At 69.5% G+C, this 15,935-nt stretch carries 16 protein-coding genes; 9 read left to right on the top strand and 7 right to left on the bottom strand.

What is annotated here, in order from left to right:
- Positions 1-5: 5 nt before the first annotated feature.
- Both GGR64_RS03500 and murJ read right to left on the bottom strand, forming a co-directional pair.
- Positions 6-1,004 carry a bifunctional riboflavin kinase/FAD synthetase gene (locus GGR64_RS03500; RefSeq protein WP_184643961.1) on the bottom strand — a complete coding sequence of 333 codons (999 nt, stop codon included), beginning with the start codon at positions 1,002-1,004 and terminating at the stop codon, positions 6-8.
- 205 nt (positions 1,005-1,209) lie between these two features.
- Complete coding sequence (murJ, locus tag GGR64_RS03505; protein WP_184644299.1) at positions 1,210-2,802, bottom strand: murein biosynthesis integral membrane protein MurJ; 1,593 nt, start codon at positions 2,800-2,802, stop codon at positions 1,210-1,212.
- A 116-nt stretch (positions 2,803-2,918) separates the two neighbouring features.
- Here murJ and rpsT point away from each other — a divergent pair, with 116 nt between their 5' ends.
- A complete protein-coding gene (gene rpsT, locus GGR64_RS03510; protein ID WP_010341167.1) occupies positions 2,919-3,191 on the top strand; it encodes a 30S ribosomal protein S20 in 273 nt (90 codons plus the stop codon).
- 121 nt (positions 3,192-3,312) lie between these two features.
- Here the strand turns inward: rpsT and cgtA are convergent, their stop codons facing one another.
- The 3 genes from cgtA to rplU all read right to left on the bottom strand — a co-directional run bounded on the left by cgtA (position 3,313) and on the right by rplU (position 5,186).
- Positions 3,313-4,368 carry an Obg family GTPase CgtA gene (cgtA, locus tag GGR64_RS03515; RefSeq protein WP_152180459.1) on the bottom strand — a complete coding sequence of 352 codons (1,056 nt, stop codon included), beginning with the start codon at positions 4,366-4,368 and terminating at the stop codon, positions 3,313-3,315.
- A gap of 224 nt (positions 4,369-4,592) precedes the next feature.
- Positions 4,593-4,853 (bottom strand): 50S ribosomal protein L27, encoded by a 261-nt coding sequence (rpmA, locus tag GGR64_RS03520; RefSeq protein WP_010341169.1) that lies wholly within the window; start codon positions 4,851-4,853, stop codon positions 4,593-4,595.
- Between the two features lie 12 nt (positions 4,854-4,865).
- Complete coding sequence (gene rplU, locus GGR64_RS03525) at positions 4,866-5,186, bottom strand: 50S ribosomal protein L21 (protein WP_010341170.1); 321 nt, start codon at positions 5,184-5,186, stop codon at positions 4,866-4,868.
- Between the two features lie 296 nt (positions 5,187-5,482).
- On the opposite strand from rplU, the gene uvrA reads away from it, so the two are divergent.
- Complete coding sequence (gene uvrA, locus GGR64_RS03530; protein ID WP_184643963.1) at positions 5,483-8,479, top strand: excinuclease ABC subunit UvrA; 2,997 nt, start codon at positions 5,483-5,485, stop codon at positions 8,477-8,479.
- The gene (locus tag GGR64_RS03535; protein ID WP_160947640.1) at positions 8,479-8,886 is read left to right on the top strand and encodes a thioesterase family protein; all 408 of its coding nucleotides are present in this window, start codon (positions 8,479-8,481) and stop codon (positions 8,884-8,886) included. The genes uvrA and GGR64_RS03535 overlap by 1 nt, the downstream gene beginning before the upstream one ends.
- Before the next feature lie 277 nt (positions 8,887-9,163).
- Here GGR64_RS03535 and GGR64_RS03540 read toward each other — a convergent pair whose 3' ends face one another.
- On the bottom strand, positions 9,164-9,610 hold the full coding sequence (locus GGR64_RS03540; RefSeq protein ID WP_184643965.1) for a copper chaperone PCu(A)C: 447 nt from the start codon (positions 9,608-9,610) through the stop codon (positions 9,164-9,166).
- 34 nt (positions 9,611-9,644) lie between these two features.
- Here GGR64_RS03540 and GGR64_RS03545 point away from each other — a divergent pair, with 34 nt between their 5' ends.
- From GGR64_RS03545 to GGR64_RS03555, 3 genes are all read left to right on the top strand, one after another.
- Complete coding sequence (locus GGR64_RS03545) at positions 9,645-10,424, top strand: enoyl-CoA hydratase/isomerase family protein (RefSeq protein ID WP_167087350.1); 780 nt, start codon at positions 9,645-9,647, stop codon at positions 10,422-10,424.
- Between the two features lie 72 nt (positions 10,425-10,496).
- A complete protein-coding gene (tesB, locus tag GGR64_RS03550) occupies positions 10,497-11,405 on the top strand; it encodes an acyl-CoA thioesterase II (protein ID WP_167087348.1) in 909 nt (302 codons plus the stop codon).
- 10 nt (positions 11,406-11,415) lie between these two features.
- Entirely contained in the window at positions 11,416-11,937 is a 522-nt protein-coding gene (locus GGR64_RS03555) for a DUF2007 domain-containing protein (protein ID WP_184448155.1), read from the top strand.
- A gap of 384 nt (positions 11,938-12,321) precedes the next feature.
- On the opposite strand, the gene GGR64_RS03560 is transcribed toward GGR64_RS03555, so the two are convergent.
- A complete protein-coding gene (locus GGR64_RS03560; protein WP_167087342.1) occupies positions 12,322-12,924 on the bottom strand; it encodes an EF-hand domain-containing protein in 603 nt (200 codons plus the stop codon).
- 199 nt (positions 12,925-13,123) lie between these two features.
- Here GGR64_RS03560 and GGR64_RS03565 point away from each other — a divergent pair, with 199 nt between their 5' ends.
- The 3 genes from GGR64_RS03565 to GGR64_RS03575 all read left to right on the top strand — a co-directional run bounded on the left by GGR64_RS03565 (position 13,124) and on the right by GGR64_RS03575 (position 15,926).
- On the top strand, positions 13,124-13,885 hold the full coding sequence (locus tag GGR64_RS03565; protein WP_167087340.1) for an arginyltransferase: 762 nt from the start codon (positions 13,124-13,126) through the stop codon (positions 13,883-13,885).
- An 89-nt stretch (positions 13,886-13,974) separates the two neighbouring features.
- Positions 13,975-15,207, top strand: a complete 1,233-nt coding sequence (locus tag GGR64_RS03570) for an endonuclease/exonuclease/phosphatase family protein (RefSeq protein WP_184643967.1) — start codon at positions 13,975-13,977, stop codon at positions 15,205-15,207.
- Between the two features lie 335 nt (positions 15,208-15,542).
- Positions 15,543-15,926, top strand: coding sequence for a roadblock/LC7 domain-containing protein (locus GGR64_RS03575; RefSeq protein WP_202405153.1), 384 nt, complete (start codon positions 15,543-15,545; stop codon positions 15,924-15,926).
- Positions 15,927-15,935 lie beyond the last annotated feature (9 nt).

Below are 15,935 nucleotides of genomic sequence, written 5' to 3' on the forward strand. Positions count from 1 at the left end.
GGCAGTTACCGGTCGGTGGTCTTCAGGGGGAGGTCCGCGCGCGGGGCGGCGGACACGGGAGGCAGGCCCGTGGCGGCCGGCGCGGCGAGCAGTTGCCGCGCCAGCGCGGCGTCGCGGTGCATCTGCGCGGTCAGCGCCGGCAGATCGGCGAAGGTTTCCTCGTCGCGCAGCTTGGCGACGAACTCCACCTCGATGTGGCGACCGTACAGGTCGCCCTGGAAATCGAACAGGTGCGCTTCCAGCAGCGGCTCCACGCCCTGCACGGTCGGGCGGGTGCCGAAGCTGGACACCGACGGCCACGGCTGTGCCGCCACCCCGTGCACCCAGGTGGCGTAGATGCCGGACAGCGCCGGGGTGCGGGCGAAGCGCAGGTTGGCGGTGGGATAGCCGAGCGTGCGCCCGAGCTGCTTGCCGCGCACCACGCGGCCGCCGATCGCATACGGGCGACCGAGCAGCTCGGCGGCATGGGCGAACTCGCCGGCCACCAGCAACTCGCGGATGCGGGTGCTGGAGATGCGCTCCTCGCGCAGGTGCACCGGCGCGATCTCGTCGGCGGCGAAGCCGTGCTGGGCGCCCAGCGCGCGCAGCAGCGCGATGTCGCCGCCGCGCTTGTGGCCGAAGCGGAACTCCGGGCCGATCCAGACCTCGCGCGCGCGCAGGCGCTCGACCAGCACGCGCTGCACGAAGTCCTCGGCGCTCATCGACGCCATGCGCCGGTCGAAGCGCAGCAGGCCGACGCTGTCGATGCCGAGCCGGTGCAGGCCCTGCACCTTGGCCCGGGCCAGGGTCAGCCGCGGCGGCGGCGCGGCCGGGGCGAAGAACTCCCGCGGCAGCGGCTCGAAGCTCAGCGCCACCGCCGGCACGTCCGCCGCGCGCGCGCGCGTGATCGCCTGCCGCACCAGCGCGCGGTGGCCCAGGTGCAGGCCATCGAAGGCGCCGATGCAGACCACGCTTCCCTGCGGGAACAGGGTCCCGCCCTCGACGTCTCTAAACAGCCTGCTCATTCCTCGGTCCGAAGCGCCGGCGCAGGAGGCGCCGGTCGATGATGCGTAACCGTCGAGTATAGCGGGTGGGGGCATGACCGGGCGCGGCCTCCCGTCGTAGGAGCGGCTTCAGCCGCGACCGGGAATTTCACCGGTATGCCACCCCCGGTCGCGGCTGAAGCCGCTCCTACGAATCCCCAATCCCGAATCCCCACTCCCAGCCCCACTACTGCTCCCGCAGATCCCGCGGCCGGAACCCCAGCGCCAGCAAGGCAACCAGATACACCGCGCCACCGCCGCCCACCAGCAGCAGCAGGCTGCCGATGCGGTGCCACTTGTCCATGGTGGTGAACGCCGGCAACCAGTGCAGGCCCAGCGCCAGCACCGCAGCCATGGCCGCACAGGCCACGCCCAGCCGCAGCAGATAGCCGCTCCAGCCCGGCTTGGGCTGGTAGACCTGGTCGCGGCGCAGCCAGCGCCACAGCAGCGACAGGTTGAGATAGCTGGCCACCGCGCTGGCCAGGCCCAGCGCCAGGTGCAGGCCCGGCACCGCCTCCAGCGCCGCGCGCACGCCCTGCGCGCGCAGCTCCGCCGGCACCCACAACTGGTACAGGATCGCCAGGAACAACAGGTTCAGCACCATGTTGGCGACCAGCGCGGCGACGCCGGCCCGCACCGGCGTGCGCGTGTCCTGGCGCGAATAGAACGCCGGCAGCAACACCTTGAGCAGGGCGAAGGCGGGCAGGCCGAAGCTCAGGCCGAACACCGACATCGCCGCCATGCGCGTGTCGAAGGCGGTGAACTTGCCGTACTGGAACAGGGTCGCCACCAGCGGCTGGCTCAGCAGCATCAGCCCCAGCATCGCCGGCACCGCGATCAGCAAGGTGGTGCGCAAGCCCCAGTCCAGCGCGCTGGAGAACCCGGCGCGGTCGGTCTTGACGTGATGCCGCGACAGCGCCGGCAGGATCACCGTGCCCAGGGCCACGCCGAACACGCCCAGCGGCAGCTCCAGGAAGCGGTCGGCCTGCGACAGCCAGCTCTGCGAGCCGGCGTACAGGAACGAGGCGATCACCGTGTCCAGCAGCAGGTTGATCTGCGCGATCGAGGAGCCGAACAGGGTCGGCACCATCAGGGTCAGGACTCGACGCACGTCCGGGTGCTGCCAGCCCCAGCGCGGCAGGGTCAGCAGGTCGATGCCGCGCAAGGCCGGCAACTGGAACAGCAACTGCAGCACGCCGGCCACCAGCACCGCCCAGCCCATCGCCAGGATCGGCACCTGCAGCCGCGGCGCCAGCCACAGCGCGCCGGCGATCATGCACAGGTTGAGGATCACCGGGGTCAGCGCCGGCAGGCCGAAGCGGTGGAAACTGTTGAGCGCACCGCCGGCCAGCGCGGTCAGCGACACGAACAGCAGGAACGGAAAGGTCAGCCGCAGCAGGTCGACGATCAGCCCGAACTTGGCCGGGTCGTCGCTGGCGCCGGGGTTGAACAGCATCGCCACCTGCGGGGTGAAGATCAGCCCCAGCGCGGTGACCAGCAGCAACACGCCGCCCAGGGTGCCGGACACCCGCGACATCAGCGCGCGCAGGTCGGCGTGCGGGCGAGTTTCCTTCACCTCGGTGAACACCGGCACGAAGGCCGTGGCGAACGAGCCTTCGGCGAACAGCCGGCGCAGGAAGTTGGGAATGCGGAACGCCACCCAGAACGCGTCGGTGGTGGCGTTGGCGCCGAAGGAAATGGTGATGGCCTGGTCGCGCACCAGCCCCAGCACGCGCGAGACCATGGTCATGCTGCTGAAGGAGAGCAGCCCGCGAAACATGCGCGGCGTGCTCATGCGGCGGCCCTCTTGACAATTGACTTGACGCGAATATTCGGACGCTTCATACTCTCCCGCTTGTTTTTATCCACCACACAGCTTTCCAGGAAACCACCACCGTGGCCAATATCAAGTCCGCCAAGAAGCGCGCCAAGCAGACCGTCGTGCGCAACGCGCGCAACACGGCTCAGCGTTCGATGCTGCGCACCGCCGTCAAGAAGGTCATCAAGGCCCTGGACGCCAACGACGCAGCCGGCGCCGAAGCCGCTTTCGCCATCGCCCAGCCGATCCTCGACCGTTTCAGCTCGCGTGGCCTGATCCACAAGAACAAGGCTGCCCGCCACAAGAGCCGCCTGAGCGCCCGCATCAAGGCGATCAAGACCGCCGCCTGATCGGCTGCAGTCGACGCCGGAAGCGCCCGCGCTTCCGGCAGCACCACGAAAAAGCCCGGCCTCGGCCGGGTTTTTCGTGTGCGCGCCACCCTGCCCTGAGCGCCGCGGTACGGCGCGGCACTCAGGAGGCATTGGCGGCCGCCTCCAGCGCCTCCTCGCGCTGGCGGTCGAAGAACGCCATCACGTCCTTCATGATCGGCCAGGTGCCTTCGCGGCCCAACGCCGACACCAGGTACCAGGGCTGGGTCCAGCCCAGTTCGGCAACGACCTGTTCAGCCAGCGCACGCGCCTCGTCCTCGAACATCAGGTCGGCCTTGTTCAGCACCAGCCAGCGCGGCTTGGCCAGCAGCTCCGGATCGTGCTTCTGCAGTTCGCGCTCGATCGCCCGCACCTGCTCGGTCGGCGACACGCCGTCCACGCCGCCCTCCATGGGCGCCAGATCCACCAGGTGCAGCAGCAGGCGGGTGCGCTGCAGGTGGCGCAGGAACTGCGCGCCGAGGCCGGCGCCATCGGCGGCACCCTCGATCAGCCCGGGAATGTCGGCGATCACGAAGCTGCGGTAGGCCTCGACGCTGACCACGCCCAGGTTCGGGTACAGCGTGGTGAACGGATAGTCGGCGACCTTCGGCGTGGCCGCAGAGACGGCACGGATGAAGGTGCTCTTGCCGGCATTGGGGAAGCCCAGCAGGCCGACGTCGGCCAGCAGCTTCAGCTCCAGCTTGAGCGTGCGCTCCTCGCCCTCCTCGCCCGGCGTGGCCTTGCGCGGCGCGCGCGTCACCGAGCTCTTGAAGTGCATGTTGCCCAGGCCGCCCTTGCCGCCCTGCGCGACCAGCAGGCGGTCGCCGTGCGCGACCAGGTCGCCGATGACCTCGTCGGTCTCGACGTTGATCACCACGGTACCGACCGGCACGGTAATGGTGAGGTCTTCGCCGGCCTTGCCGTACATCTGCCGACCCATGCCGTTCTCGCCGCGCTGCGCACGGAACGCGCGCTGGTGGCGGAAGTCGACCAGGGTGTTGAGGTTCTCGTCGGCGACCAGCCACACGCTGCCGCCGTTGCCGCCATCGCCGCCGTCAGGCCCACCCAGCGGGATGAACTTCTCGCGGCGAAAGCCGATGCAGCCATTGCCGCCATTGCCGGCCGTGACCTGGATTTCCGCTTCGTCTACCAACTTCATGGGATTCGGGATTCGCGATTCGGGATTGGAAAAACCACCGGACGCCGCAGTTTAGCGGCCCCGGCAAAGGAACGGAGTAAGGGATCGAAGGAGCCAATGGAATCCGCCGTTGCGAATCCCCAATCCCCAATCCCGACATCCCCGCCACCAACGAAAAACCCCGCCGAAGCGGGGCTTTCGTCAGCAAGCCTGCGCCATGGGCGCAGGCCCTGGACACCGGCGACTTACGCCTCGGTGACCACGCTCACGGTGCGGCGCTTCTTGGCGCCCTTCACCGAGAACTCGACCTTGCCGTCGACCAGCGCGAACAGGGTGTGGTCGCGGCCCAGGCCGACGCCGGCGCCCGGGTGGAACTGGGTGCCGCGCTGACGCACGATGATGTTGCCGGCTTCGATGGCCTGGCCGCCGAACATCTTCACGCCCAGGTACTTCGGGTTGGAGTCGCGGCCGTTGCGCGAGGAACCTACGCCTTTTTTGTGTGCCATGACTGCTGCTCCTTACTTCTTGTCGCCACCGGCGATGCCGGTGATCTCGATTTCGGTGTAGTGCTGCCGATGACCCTGACGCTTCATGTGGTGCTTGCGGCGGCGGAACTTGATGATGCGCACCTTGTCGGCGCGGCCGTGGGCCACGACCTTGGCGGTGACGGCGGCGCCCTTCAGCGCGTCGCCGATCTTGATGCCGTCGCTGTCGCCCAGCATCAGGATGTTGTCGAACGTGATCTCGTTGCCGGCTTCGACTTCGAGCTTTTCCACGCGGAGCGTTTCGCCCTGCGCGACGCGGTATTGCTTACCGCCGGTGACCAGTACTGCGTACATGACCAGACTTCCTCTGTAGTTATTGTGGTCGTTCCCGTCGTGCCGTTTCGGGCAGACAGGAGCGGAATTGTAATCCGCCGCGCGCGACAGGGTCAAGCCCACCCAGGCCCGGACTGTCAAGCCCCGCGGGCCGGCACGACTGCCTGAACCAGCCAGCCGCCGGCGCCCGGCCACGCTGGGATCTGCGGCAATTGCCCCCACCTGACAAGCTGGGTACGCTGATCGATTGCCGTCCCCTTTCCGCCCCCACACTGGCCAGTGGCACCGCCGCGGCCGGCACACTCCGGAATCTCTTCATGGCGATGGATTACATCCGCATCCGCGGCGCGCGGACGCACAACCTCAAGAATCTCGACCTCGACCTGCCGCGCGACAAGCTGATCGTGATCACCGGCCTGTCCGGGTCCGGCAAGTCCTCGTTGGCGTTCGACACCATCTACGCTGAAGGTCAGCGCCGCTACGTGGAGTCGCTGTCGGCGTACGCGCGGCAGTTCCTCAGCGTGATGGAGAAGCCCGACATCGATCACATCGAGGGCCTGTCGCCGGCGATCGCAATCGAGCAGAAGTCGACCTCGCACAACCCGCGCTCCACCGTCGGCACCATCACCGAGATCTACGACTACCTGCGCCTGCTGTACGCACGCGTCGGCCAGCCGCGCTGCCCCGATCACGGCTATCCGCTGGAGGCGCAGACGGTCAGCCAGATGGTCGACCACGTGCTGACCCTGGACCCGGAGCAGCGCTACATGCTGCTGGCGCCGGTGATCCGCGAGCGCAAGGGCGAGCATGCGCAGGTGTTCGAGCAGTTGCGCGCGCAGGGCTTCGTGCGCGTGCGCGTGGACGGCGAGCTGTACGAGATCGACGCGGTGCCGGCGCTGGCGCTGCGCCAGAAGCACACCATCGAGGCGGTGATCGACCGCTTCCGCCCGCGCGAGGACATCAAGCAGCGTCTGGCCGAGAGCTTCGAGACCGCGCTGAAGCTGGCCGACGGGATGGTCTCGGTGCAGTCGCTGGACGACACCGCGGCCGCGCCGCACCTGTTCTCCTCCAAGTACAGCTGCCCGGTCTGCGACTACTCGCTGCCGGAGCTGGAACCGCGCCTGTTCTCGTTCAACGCGCCGATGGGCGCCTGCCCGAGCTGCGATGGCCTGGGCGTGGCCGAGTTCTTCGATCCCGATCGGGTGGTGGTGCATCCGGAGCTGTCGCTGTCGGCCGGCGCGGTGCGCGGCTGGGACCGGCGCAACGCGTATTACTTCCAGCTGATCGCCTCGCTGGCCAAGCACTACAAGTTCGACGTCGACGCGCCCTGGCAGTCGTTGCCGGCGAGCGTGCGCCAGGCCGTGCTGTACGGCAGCGGCGACGAGACGATCACCTTCACCTACTTCACCGACGCCGGCGGCCGCACCCAGCGCAAGCATCGCTTCGAAGGCATCATCCCCAACCTGGAACGCCGCTACCGCGAGACCGAATCGCCGGCGGTACGCGAGGAACTGGCCAAGTACATCAGCGAACGCCCGTGCCCGGACTGCAAGGGCGCGCGCCTGAACAAGGCCGCGCGCAACGTGTTCGTCGCCGACCGTCCGCTGCCGGACCTGGTGGTGCTGCCGATCGACGACGCGCTGACCTTCTTCCGCCAGCTCGACCTGCCCGGCTGGCGCGGCGAGATCGCCAGCAAGATCGTCAAGGAAATTGCCGAGCGGCTCGGCTTCCTGGTCGACGTCGGCCTGGATTACCTGACCCTCGAGCGCAAGGCCGACACCCTGTCCGGCGGCGAGGCGCAGCGCATCCGCCTGGCCAGCCAGATCGGCGCCGGCCTGGTCGGCGTGATGTACGTGCTCGACGAGCCGTCGATCGGCCTGCACCAGCGCGACAACGAACGCCTGCTCGGTACCCTCACCCGCCTGCGCGACCTCGGCAACACGGTGATCGTGGTCGAGCACGACGAGGACGCGATCCGCCTGGCCGACTACGTGCTGGACATCGGCCCCGGCGCCGGCGTGCACGGCGGCGAGGTGGTCGGCCACGGCAGTGTGCAGGACCTGCTGAAGGCACCGCGCTCGCTGACCGGGCAATACCTGTCGGGCAAGCGCCGCATCGAGATCCCGGCCAAGCGCCACAAGGCCAATCCGAAGATGACCCTGCACCTGCGCGGGGCCACCGGCAACAACCTCAAGAACGTCGACCTGGATATCCCGGCCGGCCTGCTGACCTGCATCACCGGCGTGTCCGGCTCGGGCAAGTCGACGCTGATCAACGACACCCTGTTCACCCTGGCGGCGAACGAGATCAACGGTGCCTCGCACAGCGTGGCGCCGTACCGCGAGATCGAGCACCTGGACCTGTTCGACAAGGTCGTGGACATCGACCAGTCGCCGATCGGGCGCACCCCGCGCTCCAACCCGGCGACCTACACCGGCCTGTTCACGCCGCTGCGCGAACTGTTCGCGCAGGTGCCGGAAGCGCGCTCGCGCGGCTACTCGCCGGGCCGCTTCAGCTTCAACGTGCGCGGCGGCCGCTGCGAGGCCTGCCAGGGCGATGGGCTGATCAAGGTGGAAATGCACTTCCTGCCGGACGTGTACGTGCCCTGCGACGTCTGCCACGGCAAGCGCTACAACCGCGAGACGCTGGAGATCCTGTACAAGGGCTTCAACATCAACGACGTGCTGGAAATGACCGTCGAGGATGCGCTGAAGCTGTTCGAGCCGGTGCCGTCGATCGCGCGCAAGCTGGAGACCCTGGTCGACGTGGGCCTGAGCTACATCAAGCTCGGACAGAGCGCGACCACCCTGTCCGGCGGCGAGGCGCAGCGCGTGAAGCTGTCCAAGGAACTGTCGCGGCGCGACACCGGCCGCACCCTGTACATCCTCGACGAGCCGACCACCGGCCTGCACTTCCACGACATCGAGGCGCTGCTGGGCGTGCTGCACAAGCTGCGCGACGAAGGCAACACGGTGGTGGTGATCGAACACAACCTGGACGTGATCAAGACCGCGGACTGGATCGTCGACCTCGGCCCGGAAGGCGGCCACCGCGGCGGCACCATCCTGGTCACCGGCACGCCGGAAGACGTGGCGGCCTGCCCGCAGTCGTACACCGGCCAGTTCCTGGCGCGGATGCTGCCGTCCACCAGCGCGCGCCCGGAGCAACCGGCGGCGATGGCCAACAAGCCCGATGCGCGCCCGCCGCGCAAGGTCAAGCCGGAAAAGCCGGCGAAGAAGGCCGTGGCCGCCAAGAGCGACAAGGCCAGCAAGAGCACCACCAGTACCGGCACCAAAAAGAAGAAGGACGTTTGATGAGCAGCGAACACAAGATCCTGGCGCGCATTCCGATCAGCGTGCGCTGGCGCGACATGGACAGCATGGGCCACGTCAACAACGCCAAGTACATCTCCTACCTGGAAGAAGCGCGCGTGCGCTGGATGCTGGGCGTGGAAGGCGTGTCCATGAGCGACCGCATCGCCCCGGTGGTGGCGGCGACCAACGTCAACTACCGCGCGCCGATCGTGTGGCCCAACGACATCCTGGTCGAGCTGTTCGTCGAACGCCTGGGCACCAGCAGCGTGACCATCGGCCACCGCATCGTCGACCAGCAGGACGAGAGCCGGCTGTACTCCGACGGCAACGTGGTGGTGGTGTGGATGGACACCCAGACCGGCAAGAGCGCGCCACTGCCGGACGCCGTACGCAAGGCGACGAGCTGACAGCTGCGCTTGCGCCGGGCACGGCCCGGCGCAAGGCAAACCATCGCAATACCGGCGGCGTTCGCGCTTGAATTGGCCGACGCAGCGCGCGACCGCCCGGCGGCACGTACCTAGTCAAGCACCTGCGCGCGATGCACGCACGCATTACAGGCAACTCCAATCGCCCGCTTTTTGCAGCGCCCCAGCTCTTGTAGGGCGGCTTCAGCCGCGACACGCATTGCAGTGAATGCCTGTCGCGGCTGAAGCCGCTCCTACGAAGTACCAAGGAAACTGCTTCTTACATCGCCTGCTTGCGCACCGTCAGCGTCGCATCGGCCTTGCCGCCGTCTTCCAGTTGCAACTGCAGCGGCACGGCCTGGCCTTCGCTCAGCGCGCCCTTGCCCTGCATCAGCATCAGGTGCATACCGCCGGGCTTGAGTTCGACGCGCGCGCCGGGCGCCAGCGGCACCCGCTCGACCGCGCGCATCCGGCTGACGCCGGCGACGACCGTGGTCTCGTGCAGCGACACATCGCCGAAGCTCGAACTGCTGGCGCCGGTGACCGTGACCGGCTTGCCGCAGCCGTTGTGGAGCACGCCGTAGCCGGCGGTCATCGGCATCGCCGGATTCGGCGGCAACCGCACCCAGCCCTGCTCCAGGGTGAGGCAGGCCGGTTGCGCGGCCGACGCCGAGGCGGCGGCCACGCACAGCACGAACAATACGCCAGCGAATGGTTTGGTTATCATCGCCGAGGTTCCTTCTTCGAAAGCAGACCGCAGCATGACGACGCTCATCGACGTGATCAACCACGGCCCCATCCGCGAACTGCGCCTGGCGCGGCCGCCGGTCAATGCGCTGGACACCGAGCTGTGCCGGCACCTGATCCAGGCGATCGAGCAGGCCGGTGCCGACGGCGCGCACGGCATCGTGCTGTCGGGCAACGAACGCCTGTTCTCCGCCGGCATGGACGTGCCGCACCTGCTCAGCCACGGCGACGACCGCGCCAAGCTGCTCGGCAGCTGGCAGCAGTTCTTCGGCGCGGCGCGTGCCTTGGCCGCCAGCCCGATCCCGGTGGTGGCGGCGCTGACCGGCCACGCCCCGGCCGGCGGCTGCGTACTGGCGCTGTGCTGCGACTACCGGGTGATGGCGCGCAGCCCCGATGCGGCGCATCCGCTGCAGATCGGCCTGAACGAGACCCAGGTCGGCCTGGTCGCCCCCGAAGGCATCCAGCGCCTGCTGCGGCGGGTGGTCGGCGCGCATCGCGCCGAGCGCCTGATTGTGGGCGGCGACCTGGTCAGTGCCGAGCGCGCGCTGGAGATCGGCCTGGTCGACGAACTGGTCGACGCCGACCTGGTGGTGGCACGTGCGCTGGCCTGGCTGCTGGAATTGCTGAAGCGGCCGCGGCAGCCGATGCTGCAGACCCGTGCCATCGCCCGCGCCGACCTGCGCGTGGCGCTGGCCGACGAGCACATCGGGCTGGAGCGGCTGATCGACGACTGGCAGGCGCCGGACACCCAGGCCGCGCTGCGCGCACTGGCGGCGCGGCTGGGCAAGGGCTGAGCGGCGCCGGCGCGCGGGCGGGCGCGGACGGCCCGCTATAATCGGCGCACGTCCGTCGCCAGGCCCCGCCTCTTGTCCGCCAAGCCCGCCCCCGTCGTCTCCGAACTGATCGAGCTGCTGTCGCTGGAGCGGCTGGAGGACAACCTGTTCCGTGGCCAGAGCCGCGACATCGGCACCAAGTACGTGTTCGGCGGCCAGGTGCTGGGCCAGGCGCTGTCGGCGGCGCAGGCCACGGTGGAGAACGCGCGCCGCGTGCATTCGCTGCACGCCTATTTCCTGCGCGCCGGCGACATCGAGCACCCCATCGTCTACGACGTGGACCGCACCCGCGACGGCGGCAGCTTCTCGGTGCGCCGGGTCACCGCGATCCAGCACGGCAAGGTGATCTTCTTCTGCGCAGCCTCGTTCCAGGAACAGGAGGACGGCGCCACGCACCAGTTGAAGATGCCGGAAGTGCCGCAGCCGGAAGACATCGAACCGACCCCGGCGGCGCGCCCGGAAGTGCTGGCGACGCTGCCGACCAAGGTGCAGCGCTGGCTCTCGCGCGGCGGCCCGTTCGAGTTCCGCCACGTGTATCCGCGCGACGAACTGAATCCGCCCAAGCGTCCGCCGTTCCAGCAGATGTGGCTGCGCCTGAGCGAGCCGGTCGGCGATGCGCCGGAGCTGCACCAGGCGTTGCTCGCCTACGCCTCCGACTTCCACCTGCTCGGCACCGCCACGTTCCCGCACGGCATCAGCTACTACACGCCGAACGTGCAGATGGCCTCGCTCGACCATGCGCTGTGGTTCCACCGCCCGTTCCGCGCCGACGACTGGCTGCTGTATTCGCTGGACAGCCCCAGCGCGCAGGGTGCGCGCGGCCTGGCGCGCGGGCAGTTCTTCACCCGCGACGGCATCCTGGTGGCCAGCACCGCGCAGGAAGGCCTGATCCGCGTGGTCCCCGACGCCGACGCCGCGGCGCAAGTGCCGGCAAAGCGCTGAGGACAGGAACATGCGTCAGATCTTCAGCAGCCAACGCGTGGAAACCGCAGAAGGCGTCGCCGCCCTGCTGCGCGACGCCGGCATCGACGTGCGCCTGAGCAACGGCCGCTCCTACCGGACTCGCCGCAGCGGCCAGTTCAGCTATCTGGATCCGGTGGCGGCGCAGGCCCAGCCCACGGTGTGGGTAGTGCATGCCGACGACCAGCCGCGCGCACGCGAACTGCTGCGCGACGCCGGCCTGCTCGACAGTACCCGCCGCGACCCGGAACAGGGCCGTGCGCCCTATCTGAGCGAGTTCCGCTCGCAGGTGGACGCGGACACCGGCAAGCGCTGGGCCTGGCGTATCCGCATCGCCTTGCTGCTGGCGATCGGTGCAGTGGCCCTGATCACGGTGCTGCGCCATCGCGACAACCGCGCGCCGACCGCCGCGCCGGCGCAGGCCCCCGCGACGCAGCCGGCCACGCCCCCGGCACAGGACATCGGCAGCGACGAAGTGCGCGTGCGCGTGCAGCCGGCGCCGCGCGGCAACTGAGCCTGGCGGAGCGAGCGGCCGCGCATGCGGTGGACATCGTCCGCAGCGATGACGTCCTGCCGACGATCGTCCTTGCGCGACGGTGCGGCACCAGGCGCGGCGACGGCAATCCGATCGGCACCGTGTCCATCGGTACCGCGATCGCAGCCTGCACGCGGTGCTCGCCGTAGCGGATGCCGGACATCGCAACCGGCCGCGACCAGGTCGACGAGTGCCGCACGGCCACGCACGTCCCGCGCTGTACCTGCCGCCGCACCGCCCAGCACACGACAGCAGGTTTCGTCCTCATAGAAAACAAAAAACGCCCCTGCGCGAAAGGCGCAGGGGCGCTGTCGATCGGCGCCTTGGTGCAATGACGCCGCGGCCACGGCCGCGGCGGATGACTCAGTTGCTGTCCGGCGTCGGCATCGGCGCCGGCGCGTCGCCACCGCGCTGCCCACCCGGGCGATGCGCCCAGCGCTTGGCCTGCGCCGCATCGAACTCGGCGCGGCTGAGCATGCCGTCCTTGTTGGTATCGGCGGCGGTGAACCAGGCATCGCGATGCTGCTTGGCGCGCAGCTCGAAGTCGGCCCGGTCGATGTAGCCGTCCTTGTTCACGTCCATCTTGTCGAAGCGCGCGGCGAGCTTCGGATCGGCTTGCGCCTCGGCGCGGCTGATGCGGCCATCCTTGTTGGTGTCCAGCTTGGCCATCATCGCGCCGGGCACGCCGTGTCCACCCGGGCCGCCATGGCGGCCGTGCCGCGGCCACTCGTCGCGGCTGAGCTTGCCGTCGTGGTTCTTGTCCATCGCGTCGAAATGTTCGGCCAGGCGCGGATCGGCGGCGGCCTCGCTGCGGTCGATGACGCCGTCGCCGTTCTTGTCGAGCGCGGCGATGCCGCCGGCATCGGCGGGCGCAGCAGGATCGGCCGGCGGCGGCGGAACGGCGTAGGCGGCACCGGACAGGACGGCCAGCACGGCCAGGGCGAGCAGCGGGTTGCGAGACTTCATGGGTCACTCCCTGAGGATGATGAGGCACCTGCCGGGACGGCAGGCGTCCGGCGCCGCAAGCGGCCCGCAGCACGGGCCGGCACCGCGGCGCCTTCCCTGCTGACAACGCCCCGTCGCCGCCGCGGTTGACCCGCCGCCGGGCGTATTCATGGACGGGACAGTCGCGGCCCCTGCGATGGCGAAGCGCTATGCTCGACGCATGGCCATCCATTCCGACGCCAGCGACGACCTGCGGCTGTTCCAGACCGGCCAGCACGCGTGCGGTTACTGGCCCGAGCGGCAGGCCCGCGACCTGGTGCTGGATCCGCACGATCCGCGTCTGGGCGCGCTGTATCCGCTGGCGTTGAGCTGGGGCTTCCGCCGCTCCGGCGATCTGGTCTATCGCCCACACTGCGACCACTGCCGCGCTTGCGTGGCGGTGCGCATCCCGATCCAGGACTTCGTGCCCGATCGCAGCCAGCGCCGCTGCCTGGCGCGCAATGCCGATGTCGAGGTGCGCATCGTCGCCGCCGAGCGCAGCGAGGAACAGCTGGCGCTGTATCAACGCTACCTGCGCCATCGCCACCCCGGTGGCGGCATGGACGATCACGGCGCGCACGAGTTCGACCAGTTCCTGATCGGCCACTGGTCGCATGGGCGCTTCCTGGAGCTGCGGCAACGCATGCCCGATGGGCGGCGCGGTCCGCTGCTGGCGGTGGCGGTCACCGACATCGCCGCGCAGGCGCTGTCGGCGGTCTACACCTTCTACGACCCGGACGCCGGCGCGCGCGGCCTGGGCACGCTGGCGATCCTGCAGCAGATCGCCTGGGCGCGACGCGAAGGCCTGGGCCATCTGTATCTGGGCTACTGGATCCGCGGCCACCAGAAGATGGACTACAAGCGCCGCTTCCGGCCGCTGCAGGCCTACGACGGTCGCCACTGGCGCGACTTCGACGACTACCTGCGCCAGCTCGGCGGCTGACCGGAGCGGCTGGCATCGCGTTGCCGAACCGTGCCGCCGCGCGTCGTCGCGCCATCGTGCGGACATGCAGCGCATGCGAAACTTGGCGCATGACATCACGCCTCCTCCTGCTCGCCCTGATCCTGCTGTGCGGTGCCTGCGCGCACACCGCCCCCACTTCCCGCCCGATGACCGACGCCGCCGCGCCTGCCGCCAAAAGGCTGCGGTTGGCCACTTACAACACCTCGCTCAATGCCGACGAAGCCGGCGGGCTGATCGCCGCACTGCAGGGCGACAGCGCGCAGGCGCGCAAGATCGCCGCGGTGCTGCAGCAGGTGCGCCCGGACGTTGTGCTGCTCAACGAGTTCGACTACGACGACGCGCATCGCGCCGCCGACCTGTTCGAGCAGCGCTACCTGGCGGTGCCGCAGCCGCACGGCGGCGCGGCGCTGCGCTATCCCTACCGCTACCTGGCGCCGGTCAATACCGGCGTGCCCAGCGGCCTGGACCTGGACAACGACGGCCACGTCGGCGGCCAAGGGCGTGCGTTCGGCAACGATGCCTGGGGCTACGGCCTGCATCCCGGCCAGTACGGCATGCTGCTGCTGTCCCGATACCCGATCGACAGCAAGGCGGTGCGCAGCTTCCGCCTGCTGAAGTGGAGCGCGATGCCCGACGCGCTGCGCCCGGTCGATCCGGCCACCGGCCGCTTCTTCCATAGCGACGCGGTGTGGGCGCAGCTGCGGCTGTCGTCGAAGTCGCATTGGGACGTGCCGGTGCGCACCCCGCTGGGCGTGCTGCATGCGCTGGTGTCGCATCCGACCCCGCCGGTGTTCGACGGCGCCGAGAAGCGCAACTCCGCACGCAACCACGACGAACTGCGGCTGTGGCGCGAGTACCTGGACGATGCCGGCAGCGGCAAGGCGCGCTGGCTGTGCGACGACGCCGGCCGCTGCGGCGGACTGGCCGCCGATGCGCAGTTCGTGATGCTCGGCGACCTCAACAACGACGTGATCGATGGCGACGGCCGCCACGACGCGATCCGCGCCCTGGTGACGCATCCGCGCGTGCTGCAGTACCCGACCCCACACAGCGCCGGCGGCGAAGAGACCACGCGCGCGTATGCGGCCACCGGCATCGCCCATCGCGGTCCGCCGCAGCAGGTCACCGGCGATTTCGGCCCCAAGGCCGGCACCATGCGCCTGGATTACGTGCTGCCGTCGCGCAACTTCCGCTACCTGGACAGCGGCGTGTTCTGGCCGGCATCCAATGATCCCTCCGCGGCCATCGCCGACGGCAGCGACCACCATCTGGTCTGGGTCGACGTCGCCGCAGGACCGTAAGCGCGGACGAAGAACACAGCGCAGGTCGCGACGCGGCCCGTGCAGCACACCACCGGCGGCTCCATGGGCCGCCGCGTTGTTTCTGGCAGACCATTGCCCGCGTTGCCCGTGACCGCCTGCCGCGCAGCACGCGACAGTCGTCGCAATGGCCGGCGCCGTTGTGGGAGGGGCTTCAGCCCGCCACGCGTGCCTCCACCGCCTTCGGCAGCGACGCCTTTCCACGGCCAGCCCGCGCCGTTCGCGCGACTGCCGCGCCGAGCACCGCCATCGGCCTTGATCCAGATCAAGGGCAACACCGCGCCGACGCGGTCCAATGCCTCCCGCACCCGGTCGGGATGCGCAAGCGGAAGGCGAGCATGCGAACGCAACAATTGCAACAGGCGCTGGAGGGGCTCAACGGCGCCACCGCCGATATCGAGGCTTCGGCGCTGATCTCCCTGGACGGGCTGATGATCGCCTCGGCGATGCCGCAGGGCATGGACGAGGACCGCGTCGGCGCGATGTCCGCGGCGCTGCTCGCGCTGGGCGAGCGCAGCGCGCGCGAACTGGCGCGCGGCGCGCTGGAGCGGGTGCTGATCCAGGGCGAGTCGGGCTACGTGATCATGAGTGCGGCCGGCCGCGAGGCGGTGCTCACCGTGCTGGCCAAGCCCAGTGCCAGGCTGGGCCTGGTATTCCTGGACATCAAGCGCGCCGCACAGGCGCTGCAGCAGATCCTGTAGGGGGCCGCC

The organism is Xanthomonas sp. 3307, assembly GCF_014199735.1.
GTDB lineage: Bacteria > Pseudomonadota > Gammaproteobacteria > Xanthomonadales > Xanthomonadaceae > Xanthomonas_A > Xanthomonas_A rydalmerensis.